Origin of the sequence: Halorubrum sp. Eb13, from assembly GCF_002252895.1 — an archaeon.
Classification (GTDB): Archaea; Halobacteriota; Halobacteria; order Halobacteriales; family Haloferacaceae; genus Halorubrum.
The window spans coordinates 61,489-72,179 of record NZ_NHPE01000141.1; the positions used below are offsets into that span (position 1 = coordinate 61,489).

Consider the following 10,691-nt stretch of genomic DNA (forward strand, 5'->3'; position numbering starts at 1 on the left):
AACTGCTAACGGTCGGTGCCACGTCCCTCCGATAACGCACCCCGTCTCCCGGACCATGAGCCTGACACGCCGGATCCGCGATTTCCTGACCGACGGCGACGGCCGCCTCCCGCCGGGACTGACCCTCCTGTCCGCGGCGATCGCCGCGACGATGATGTTCCCGCTCGCGTGGCTGGTGATCGAGGCCGTCACCGTCGAGCGAGCGCGGGCGATGGACCTCCTGTTCAGCGCCGGGACCGCCGAGGTGCTGCTCAACAGCCTGCTGCTAATGGGCGGCGTCACGGCGTTCTCGATCCTGTTGGGGGTCCCGCTGGCGTATCTCACCGCTCGCACCGACCTCCCCTTCCGTCGGTTCTGGTCGGTCGCCGCCGCGCTCCCGCTCGTCGTGCCGAGCTACGTCGGCGCGTTCGCGTTCGTCTCCGCGTTCGGCCCCCGAGGCGAGTTCCACGACGTGCTCGCGCCGCTGGGGGTCGAGCGCGTCCCGGAGATATACGGGCTCTCGGGGACGATCCTCGTCATCACCCTGTACACGTACCCGTACGTCTACCTGACGACGCGAGCGGCTCTCCTCTCGTTCGACACGACGCTGATCGAGGCGGCCCGCACGCTGAACCACGGTCGGATCGGGGCGTTCCGCCGGGTGACGCTCCCCGTGATCCGGCCGGCGATCGCCGCCGGGTCGCTGCTGGCGGCGCTGTACGCGGTCTCCGACTTCGGCACGCCTTCCATCATGCGGCTGCCGGTGTTCACCCGGCAGATATACGTCGAGTACAACGCGTTCGGCCGGGACTACGCCGCGCTGCTCTCCCTCCAACTGCTCGGGGTCGTGCTCGTCGTGCTCGCGTTGGAGTGGCTGGTCCGGTCGGACCGGGACGCCCACGGCGACGACGCGGGCACCACCGACCGACCGGTGAGCCTCGGCCGGTGGCGGTGGCCGGCGACGCTGTTGCCCGCGTCGGTGGCCGGGGTCGCGCTCCTCGTCCCGCTCTGGATCCTCCTGTTGTGGCTCGTGCGCTCGGAGGCCGGCCGGCGCCCCTCGATGGCGTTCGAGCCGATCCAGGTCGTCAACAGCGTCTCGGTCGCCGCCGCCGCCGCGGTCGCCGCCGCGCTGGCGGCGATCCCCGTCGCGTACTTCGCCGCGAACCACGACTCACCGCTCGCGACGCTGTTCGAGCGGGCCACGTACGTGGGGTTCGCCGTGCCCGGGATCGTGTTAGCGCTCGCGCTGGTCTACTTCGGCTCCGGGTACGTCCCGTGGATCTACCAGACCCTCCCGCTGCTCGTGTTCGCGTACGTCGTCCGCTTCCTGCCGCAGGTGGTCGGCTCGACGCGGACCGCGATCCTCGGGGTCGACCCCACGCTCGTCGAGGCCGGCCGGACCCTCGGCGAGTCCTCGATGGGGGCGTTCCGCCGCGTGACGTTCCCGCTCACGCGGTCCGGGATCGTCGCCGGCGCCGCCCTCGTCTTCCTCACGACGATGAAGGAGCTGCCCGTGACGCTCATTCTCCGTCCCTCCGGGTTCGAGACGATCGTCACGCAGATCTGGCGCGCGCAGGAGGACGCCCTGTACCAGTACGCGGTCGTCCCAACGCTCATCCTGCTCGTCATCTCCGGGCTCTCGATGGTCGTCATCCTCGCGCAGGAGGGCGGCAGAGAGGGGCTCTGAGCGCGGACGGAGAGCGGGATCGCGGGAGCGACGCGGATCGACCGACGCGTACTTACCGGCCCGCGTCGACTCGCGTGTATGCTCGATGACTCGACCGTGCTGGTCACGGGCGGCGCGGGGCTCGTCGGAAGCCACCTCGCGGCCCGGCTCCTCGACCGCGGCGCGACCGTCCGCGTCGCCGACGACCTCTCGAAGGGCGACCGCGACCGGGTCCCCGACGGCGCCGACTTTATCGAGGCCGATCTGACCGAGCCGGGTGACGTCGCCGAGGCGGTCACCGGCGACCTCGATACCGTCTTCCACTTCGCCGCGTACACCGACACGAACTACGACGACGATCGGGAGCTGTTCGAGGACAACACGGCGATGACGTACAACGTCCTCGAACGCATGCACGAGGTCGACGTCGACCGGCTCGCGTTCACCTCCTCCTCGACGGTGTACGGCGAGGCGCCCCGCCCGACGCCCGAAGATCACGGTCCCCTCGAACCGATCTCCATCTACGGCTCCTCGAAGCTCGCCGACGAGGCGCTGATCTCCACGCACGCCCACTCGTACGGGGTGCAGTCGTGGGTGTTCCGCTTCGCGAACATCGTCGGCCCGCACCAGCGCGGCAACGTGATCCCCGACTTCATCCAGAAGCTCGACGACGACCCTACGAGTCTGGAGATCCTCGGCGACGGCCGGCAGGAGAAGTCGTACATGCACGTCTCGGAGTGCGTCGACGCCATCCAGTACGTCGTCGAGCACGCCGACGAGGACCTAAACGTCTACAACCTCGGCACCCGGACGACCACCTCGGTCACCGACATCGCCGACATCGTCGCCGACGAGCTCGGCGTCGACCCCGACTACGCGTACACCGGCGGGGACCGCGGCTGGACCGGGGACGTGCCGAAGATGCGCCTCTCCATCGAACGGCTCGTCGACCTCGGCTGGGAGCCGTCAATCGAGAGCGACGAGGCCGTTCGGCGGAGCGCGCGCGAGCTGATCGACGAGATCGTGGAATAGCGAGTAATCGCTTCGGCTCCGTCGAAATATTCAGTCGATGGTGGGTCGTTGAGATGATGCTGAATACAGGGCGCGTATCTTACAGATGTCCCTGTCACTCCCAAACTTTGTTACTAATTACCAATATAGAGTTGTGTATTGGGCGGCCACTCCCGTGATTGGACGAGTCACAGCCTGTCTGGTGTACTCGGCGGTTCCCGGGGGCGGTCGGAGGAGCCACCAGCCATGACCGACACACCATCGGACTACCGACCGGACGTATCGAACGCCGACCAAGCCTCGGTCACCTCGACCCACAAGGACCGGGCGAGTCGAGGAGCACGACCGAGGATCGATGGCGACCGACCGACGCGCTCCGCACCCGCGCGGGGCAGACACCATCGCGTCGCCATCAGGAGGACCGATCAATGGCGATAATAAAAGGGACAGTCACCGACGCCAGCGGGACCGGCATCCAAGACGCCACCGTCACCATCACCGAATCCGGATCCGACACGCTCGAAGGCGAAACGACGACCGACGCGAGCGGCGAGTACAGCGCCAACGTGGCAGCCGACACCTACGACGTGCGAGCGAGCAAGTTCGGCTACGAGCCGGTCGAGAAACCCAGTCTCGTCGTCAACTCCGGAGCCACTGTGACCGTAGACCTGTCGACGAGTCGTGTCGAGTACAAGATCCGCGGGCAGTTCACCAACACCTACGGTATCGGCGTCTTGGGGCGTAACACCGCCGCCAGCGGCCTGCCCATCGGCGTGCTGGGGGCCGCCCCGAACGCCAGCGACGGCTACGGACTGGCGACGCCCGACGACACCCTCGTCGAAGGCGACCTTGACGCCACCAGCGGCCACACGTTAACCGTCGCTGGGGACCGAGTTATGCGGCTGGCACCGGCGGGAACGGACACGAACGACAGCGGCGTCACCTACGGTATCGGTGGCAGCGTGGTCGGCGGGTACGTCGGTAACGACGTGAACGGGTCACTCGGGGCGATGATCGGCGGGGGCGGCGGGGCCACGACGAAGGATTCGTCGGGAAGGGTGCTCGCGGGGCCCAACGAAGTGACCGACCGCTTCGGCACAGTCGGAGGGGGGTCGAACAACCGGGCCGGCAACGCCCAATCGGGCACCGAAGACGCCATGTACGCGACCGTCAGCGGGGGCAACACAAATACCGCCAGCCACCGGGGCGCGACCGTTGCCGGGGGCGTGGGCAACACCGCTAGCGGCGGCGACGCGACCGTCAGCGGCGGAACCCGGAACACCGCAAGCGCTAATTCGGCGACCGTCGCTGGGGGGTTAAATAACACCGCAAGCGCTAATTCGGCGACTGTCGCCGGGGGGTTAAATAACACTGCAAGCGCTAACTCGGCGACCGTCGCCGGGGGAAATCAGAACACCGCAAGCGATAACTTGGCGACCGTCGGCGGCGGCTTAAATAACATCACCAGCGGTTCCCAGTCGACCGTCGCCGGGGGATTCAGCAACACCGCAAGCGGTCGGCAGTCGACCGTCGGAGGGGGTTACTTTAACGATGCTCGTGGTACAAATAGCACGGTGGGCGGTGGTGGAGCCAACCGCACCGGCAAGTCGGGAACGTCGAAAGGGGAGTTCGCGACAGTCCCGGGTGGTCAAAATGCTGTCGCCAGAGAGAACTACTCGTTCGCCGCCGGCCGGCAGGCCGAGGCGTTCGCCCAGGGGGCGTTCGTCTGGGGGGACAGCAGCACCGACACCGTCCAGTCCCTGACCGACGACGAGGTCGTCTTCCAGGCCGGCGGCGGGGCCGTCGTCTGGACCACCAGTGACTTCAGCAGCGGCGTCGAACTCGCCCCGGGGGACAGCTCTTGGAGTTCGGTCAGCTCTCGCTCCGCCAAGTCCGCGATCCAGCCGGTTGACCCCGGAGAGGTGCTGGCCGGCGTTGAGGCCCTCGAGGTCAGTACCTGGGAGTACGACACCCGAGAGGGGGTCACCCACATGGGCCCAATGGCCGCGGACTTCGAAGAGGCGTTCGGTCTGGGAGGGGATCCCGAGCGGATCAGCACTGTCGACGCCGACGGCGTGCTGTTCGCCGCCCTCCAGGGGTTGTCGGACAAACTCGACGAGAAACAGGAGCGGATTGACGACCTCGAAGACGAAAGCGAACGCAAGAATGACCGGATCGACACGCTGGAGGAGGAGAACGAGCGACTTCACGACCGCCTCGCCACGGTCGAAGACCACCTTGGCCTCACTGGGACCACCGACCGCGCGCCTGAAGACGACTAACTGCTGGATCCACGCTCTGTATCGGTCACGCCATTCATCTCAGCTCCTACTGATTTCAATAGGGCCGTTACAGTACTGCTCGTTGCTGCTGACGCAATGGGGTCTCGAAAGCCCCAGTTACTCGTTTCTAATTCAGTACCGGCACGGCAACCACCTCCAGAGCCACGGTAGCGAGGGCGGCGCACGCTCGCCGCGCACTTCGGTCGTCTGCGTCGCTCACTCTCCCCGAGCCGCTTCGGAAGGCCCTTTTAACTCCCCCGACGAACGGACGGTATGTTCAGGCAGTTCCGGTCGGAGGTGGCCGACGCGCTCGGCGACGCCCTCGCCTCGCTCGACCTCCCGACCGACGACCTCGGCATCGAACGCCCGCCCGACGACATGGACGCGACGCTCGCCTCCAGCGTCGCCTTCCGGCTCGCGGGCGAGGTCGGCGGCGCGCCGCCGAACGTCGCGGGCGAGGTCGCCGCCGCGGTCGACATCGCCGGCTACGACTACCTCGATTCGGTCGACACCGCCGGCCCGTACGTCAACTTCCACGCCGGCGAGCGCTACCTCGTCGACGCGCTCGACGCGGCCGCCGCCGACGCCGGCTACGGCGCGCTCCCCGACCGGGACACGTCGGTCGTCGTCGAACACACCAGCGCGAACCCGACCGGGCCGGTCCACGTCGGCCGCGCCCGCAACCCGATCGTCGGCGACGCGGTCGCGAACCTCATGGAGTACGCCGGCTACGACGTCGACCGCCACTACTACGTCAACGACGCGGGCCGGCAGATGGCCGTGTTCACGTGGGCGCACGAGCGGTTCGACGAGTCGGACCTCGACGCCGAGCCCGCCCGCGACCGCGCCGAGTACGACCTCGTCCGCTACTACCGGAAGGGGAACGCCTTCTTAGAGGAGGCCGAGCCCGCCGCGGTCGACGCCGCGGAGAAGGAAATCTCCGCGATCCTCCAGGGGCTCGAAGACGGCGACGAGGAGACGTACGAGCGCGTCGGCGAGGTCGTCGACACCGTGCTCGGCGGGATGAAGGAGTGCCTCGCGCGGCTCCCGGCGGAGTTCGACGAGTTCGTCAAGGAGACGCGGTTCATGCGCGACGGCTCCACCGACGACATCGCCGCGCGGCTCAAAGAGACCGAGCAGGCCGTCTACGAGGAGGACGCCTGGCAGTTAGAGCTCGACGAGTGGGGGATCGAGAAGAACCTCGTCTTCCTGCGCTCGGACGACACCAGCCTCTACACCACCCGCGACCTGGCCCACCACGAGTGGAAGTTCGACAACTACGACCGCGCCGTCACCGTCCTCGGCGAGGACCACAAGCTGCAGGCCGACCAGCTCGACGCGACCTTGGAGCTGCTCGGCAACGACGCCGACCGGCTCGGCCACGTCATCTACTCGTACGTCAACCTCCCGGACGGGAAGATGTCCACTCGCCGCGGGACCGGCGTGATGCTCGACGACCTGCTCGACGAGGCGATCGACCGCGCCCGCGAGGCGGTCGAGTCCCGGATGGACGACCGCATCCGCGACGACGACCTCACCGACGAGGACGTCGAGCGCATCGCCCACCAGGTCGGGATCGGCGCGGTCCGGTACGACATCGTCTCGAAGCAGCCCGCGAAGGCGATCACCTTCGAGTGGGAGGACGCGCTCGACTTCGAGGCGCAGTCGGCCCCGTTCGTCCAGTACGTCCACGCGCGCTGCGCCGGCATCCTCGCCGAGGCCGCGGCCGAAGGCGTCGACGTGCCGGGCGTGACGGCCGACTCCGGAGGAGTCGTCGACACGGACGCGCTCGACGTCGACGCGAGCGCGCTGGAGACCGACGCGGCCCGCGAGCTCCTCCGCGAGGTCGCCCGCTTCCCCGCCGTCATCGAGGAGGCGGCCGACGACCTGGAGCCGCACACGGTCGCCACGTTCACGCGCGAGTTCGCCGACGCGTACAACGCCTTCTACCGGGAGTGCCCGGTCGTGACAGCCGAGGACGACGAGCTCCGGGCCGCCCGCGTCGCGCTCGTCGCGGCCGCGAAACACACGATGGCGAACGCGCTCGACGTGCTCGGGGTCGAGGCGCCCGAGTCGATGTAGGATCGGGGCGATTGGTTCGGTCATTCGGTCCTTTTTGATCGAAGTGGTGTCGTCGTTGGTGCGGTGAACACTTCCAAAGCCCCAGTCGCTCGCTTATAAACGATTACCGATAGATCGGCGACAAAAACCGCCAAAGCCCCATTCGCTCGCTTATAAATGATTACCGATAGATCGGCGATAAAGACCGCCAAAGCCCCAGCCGCGAGACGCACGGACGCTCGCTGTGCTCCTCGTCACTCGCTCCGCTCGTTCCTGCGGTGCTTACTTCGCCTCCGTGCGTCTCGCGACTGCCCCTTTGAGTCCTCCTCGACTGCAACCGCCCCGCTCCTCACGCCTCCCCAGCCTCGTCAGTCGTCCTCCGCTTCGCTCCGGACGACTGACTCCCTCGCACGCGCTCTTCGCGGCCGCCGATGGCGGCCGCTCCGAGGCGCGCGCCACCGCACATCATTTATAAATAATACCGGCGCCGACGGCCCGTGTGAACCGGCACCGTCGTCTCGGCGGGGAGGTCAAAGCTTACTTACACGCACGCCGCCGTAGTTCGGGTAATGAGTAGCGACGCCCAAGCGGCGAGCGAAGACCGACGGAAGTACGAGTTCCGGAAGGTCATCGAGGAGCTCAAAGACTTCGAGGGCTCCGGCACGCAGCTCGTCACTATCTACATTCCCGAGGACCGGCAGATCTCCGACGTGGTCGCGCACGTCACCCAGGAACACAGCGAGGCGTCCAACATCAAGTCCAAGCAGACCCGGACGGCCGTCCAAGACGCGCTCACCTCGATCAAAGACCGCCTCCGCTACTACGACACCTTCCCGCCCGAGAACGGGATCGTGATCTTCTCGGGGGCGATCGACGCGGGCGGCGGCCAGACCAACATGGTCACCCGGACGCTGGAGTCGCCGCCACAGCCCGTCGAGTCGTTCCGCTACCACTGCGACTCCGAGTTCCTCACCGAACCGCTCGAACACATGCTGGAGGACTCCGGGCTGTTCGGGCTCATCGTCTTAGACCGCCGGGAGGCCAACGTCGGCTGGCTGAAGGGCAAGCGGATCGAGCCCGTCAAGTCCGCCTCCTCGCTCGTCCCCGGCAAACAGCGGAAAGGGGGGCAATCCGCCCAGCGGTTCGCCCGCCTCCGGCTCGAAGCGATCGACAACTTCTATCAGGAGGTCGCGGGGATGGCCAACGACCTGTTCGTCGACAAGCGCCACGAGCTCGACGGCATCCTCGTCGGCGGCCCCTCGCCGACGAAAGACGAGTTCCTCGACGGCGACTACCTCCACCACGAGCTCCAGGACAAGGTGCTCGGCAAGTTCGACGTGGCGTACACCGACGAGTCGGGGCTGAAGGACCTCGTCGACAACGCCAGCGAGGCCCTCGCCGATCAGGAACTCGTCGAGGACAAACGCCACATGGAGGAGTTCTTCGAGAAGCTCCACACCGGCGAGGAGGCGACCTACGGGTTCGAACAGACCCGTCGCAACCTGATCATGGGCTCGGTCGACCGGCTGCTCATCTCCGAGGACCTCCGCTCCGACGTCGTCGTCTACGAGTGCCCGAACGGCCACGAGGAGTACGAGGTGGTCGACTCGCGGCACTCCACCCCCGAGCACGAGTGCTCCGAGTGCGGCGAGCCGGCCGAGGTCGACGAGCGCGACGACGTCATCGAACACCTGATGAACATCGCCGAGCAGCGCGGGACGGACACGAAGTTCATCTCGACGGACTTCGAGAAGGGCGAACAGCTGATGGACGCCTTCGGCGGCATCGCGGGCATTCTGCGGTACTCCACGGGAGTGTAAGCTCGCGGGCGCGGAACGGACGCCGCGACGACGCTTTCTTCAGTCCGACTCGACCGGCGCCATCGCGACTTCGAGGCACGCGCAGGCGTCGGTCTCGGGGTCGAAGCAGTCGGGGCACTCCGGCTGGCGGTCGATGATCGTGTCCAGCCGCTCGGCGACGGTGTCGTCGATGACGGCCTCCAACTCGTGGGCCTCCGCGCGGAACTCCTCGACGCCGAGCACGTTCGCGAGGAAGCGCTCGATGATGCAGTAGGTCTGGAGCGCGTCCCGCGCTCGGAGGATCCCGTCGTCGGTGAGCTGAACTCCCTTGTACTTCTCGTGCTCGGCGAGTCCGCGTTCCTCCAGTTTCCCGATCATCTCGTTCGCGCTCGCCGGACTCACGTCGAGCGCGTCGGCTATCGAGCCCGTCGAGGCGGGGCCGTCTTCCTGTTTCTGTACAACGTATATTGTCTTGAGATACTGGTCTGCGGTGTTCACGGCTCTCCTCCGTCGGGGATCGTCGTCGGTTCGATACGCCGGTTCATCGTCGCTCCATGACCTCCGTGACCTCGCTGACGCCCTCGGCCTCCTCTTCTCGGATCGTCCGCAGCGTCCGCAAGAGGCGATCCCGGTCGATCGTGAACTCGGCGTCCGACGCCTCGATCGCCTCGATGAGGTCGTCGTAGAACTTGTACGCCGTCTCCTCGTTGCACAGCTGATCGTACAGGATCCCGTCGAAGTCCTCGGGCTTGGTCCGCCCGTAGCGGGCGTCGACGAGCGATTCGATCTCGTCGAACGGCACGCTGTCGACCCCGAGTCCGGCGATAAGCGACTCCAACCGTTCGCGGTGGTCGGCGGACTCCTCGGCCGCGTCCGCGAGCAGCGCCTCGATCTCGTCGTCGAGATCGGCGTCGACGCCCCGGTAGTGGTGGTGCGCCCGCGCCTCGACCACCTCCTCCAACACGATCCCGATCTGTAACAGCCGGGCGAGCTGGTCGTCGGAGGCGATCCGCTGGCTCACGCTCACGGCCACCACCCGTCACCACTCGATACGCCTGTTCGCATACACTTGCATTCGGGCGCAGGCCGACTTAAGATGTTCCCCTGCAGCCGGGGGGTCGTTCGCACGGGCCGGCGCGTCGAGAGGGCCGCCGACCGCCTATATCCCGAGCCAGTCACTGTTCCGGATCTGGTGTCCCTCTCGCCGAGCGACCTTCGCCGGCTGCCGACGGACCCCGCGCGAAGCCGGGAGCGCCCCCTTCTCGCGGACCCGCTCGACGACCCAGTCGCGGATCTCCGCGATCGCCTCGTCGTCGGGGCTGACCCGCTCCAGCTCTTGGAAGGTCCTCTCGTAGGCGTCGTACTGCGAGCCGTCGAGCTCCTCGTTCGGTAACGCCTCGCTGGTCTCGACGATCCGCTTCATCGCCGCGGCGACCGTGGGACGCCGTATCTGTACGCGGACGCGGTCCGGGGAGTCGAACACCACTCGGTCCGTGTCCGGGACCAGCTGTTCGACGGTGTGCCGCTCCGTCGGGGACGCGACCTCGCGGTCGCCGATCGTCGAGACGATCTCAGCCCCCGTGACCGGGAACTCCAGCCGTTCGAGCTCGGGCTCGACCTCGCCGAGATCCGCGGTGTCGAGCTCCGGTTCGGGCTCGTCGCCGCGTTCCAGCTCCGCGTCGACGTCGCGCCGTCGCTGTCGGTTCTCCTCGTCCCGGGCTTGGTCCTCCCGTCCCGCTTTATCATCTGCCATTCTCCCGTGTACGACTCCCGACGGTATATTGCTGTAGGTAGTGTGAAATTACTACATCTCCGAAACAATGAACGTCCGCACCGCGCTACTCGTTCCGGGCCTTCCCCTCGTGCTCGTCGATCACCGACCGCAGCCGCCGG

General features: G+C 67.1%; 8 protein-coding genes. 5 read left to right on the forward strand and 3 right to left on the reverse strand.

Going from position 1 to position 10,691, the window contains the following annotated elements; translation table 11 throughout:
• The first annotated feature begins 55 nt into the window (after positions 1-55).
• The 5 genes from DJ75_RS16255 to prf1 all read left to right on the forward strand — a co-directional run bounded on the left by DJ75_RS16255 (position 56) and on the right by prf1 (position 8,819).
• Positions 56-1,666, forward strand: coding sequence for an iron ABC transporter permease (locus DJ75_RS16255; RefSeq protein ID WP_094525462.1), 1,611 nt, complete (start codon positions 56-58; stop codon positions 1,664-1,666).
• Between the two features lie 78 nt (positions 1,667-1,744).
• Entirely contained in the window at positions 1,745-2,677 is a 933-nt protein-coding gene (locus DJ75_RS16260; protein ID WP_094525463.1) for an NAD-dependent epimerase/dehydratase family protein, read from the forward strand.
• 407 nt (positions 2,678-3,084) lie between these two features.
• The gene (locus tag DJ75_RS16265) at positions 3,085-4,938 is read left to right on the forward strand and encodes a carboxypeptidase regulatory-like domain-containing protein (protein ID WP_094525464.1); all 1,854 of its coding nucleotides are present in this window, start codon (positions 3,085-3,087) and stop codon (positions 4,936-4,938) included.
• Between the two features lie 273 nt (positions 4,939-5,211).
• Positions 5,212-7,020 (forward strand): arginine--tRNA ligase, encoded by a 1,809-nt coding sequence (gene argS / locus DJ75_RS16270; RefSeq protein ID WP_094525465.1) that lies wholly within the window; start codon positions 5,212-5,214, stop codon positions 7,018-7,020.
• A 548-nt stretch (positions 7,021-7,568) separates the two neighbouring features.
• Complete coding sequence (gene prf1, locus DJ75_RS16280; protein ID WP_094525467.1) at positions 7,569-8,819, forward strand: peptide chain release factor aRF-1; 1,251 nt, start codon at positions 7,569-7,571, stop codon at positions 8,817-8,819.
• A 39-nt stretch (positions 8,820-8,858) separates the two neighbouring features.
• Here the strand turns inward: prf1 and DJ75_RS16285 are convergent, their stop codons facing one another.
• From DJ75_RS16285 to DJ75_RS16295, 3 genes are all read right to left on the reverse strand, one after another.
• On the reverse strand, positions 8,859-9,296 hold the full coding sequence (locus DJ75_RS16285; protein ID WP_094525468.1) for a metal-dependent transcriptional regulator: 438 nt from the start codon (positions 9,294-9,296) through the stop codon (positions 8,859-8,861).
• Between the two features lie 43 nt (positions 9,297-9,339).
• Positions 9,340-9,825, reverse strand: a complete 486-nt coding sequence (locus tag DJ75_RS16290; protein ID WP_094525472.1) for a rubrerythrin — start codon at positions 9,823-9,825, stop codon at positions 9,340-9,342.
• A gap of 132 nt (positions 9,826-9,957) precedes the next feature.
• Positions 9,958-10,551 carry a hypothetical protein gene (locus tag DJ75_RS16295; RefSeq protein WP_094525469.1) on the reverse strand — a complete coding sequence of 198 codons (594 nt, stop codon included), beginning with the start codon at positions 10,549-10,551 and terminating at the stop codon, positions 9,958-9,960.
• Between the last annotated feature and the right edge of the window lie 140 nt (positions 10,552-10,691).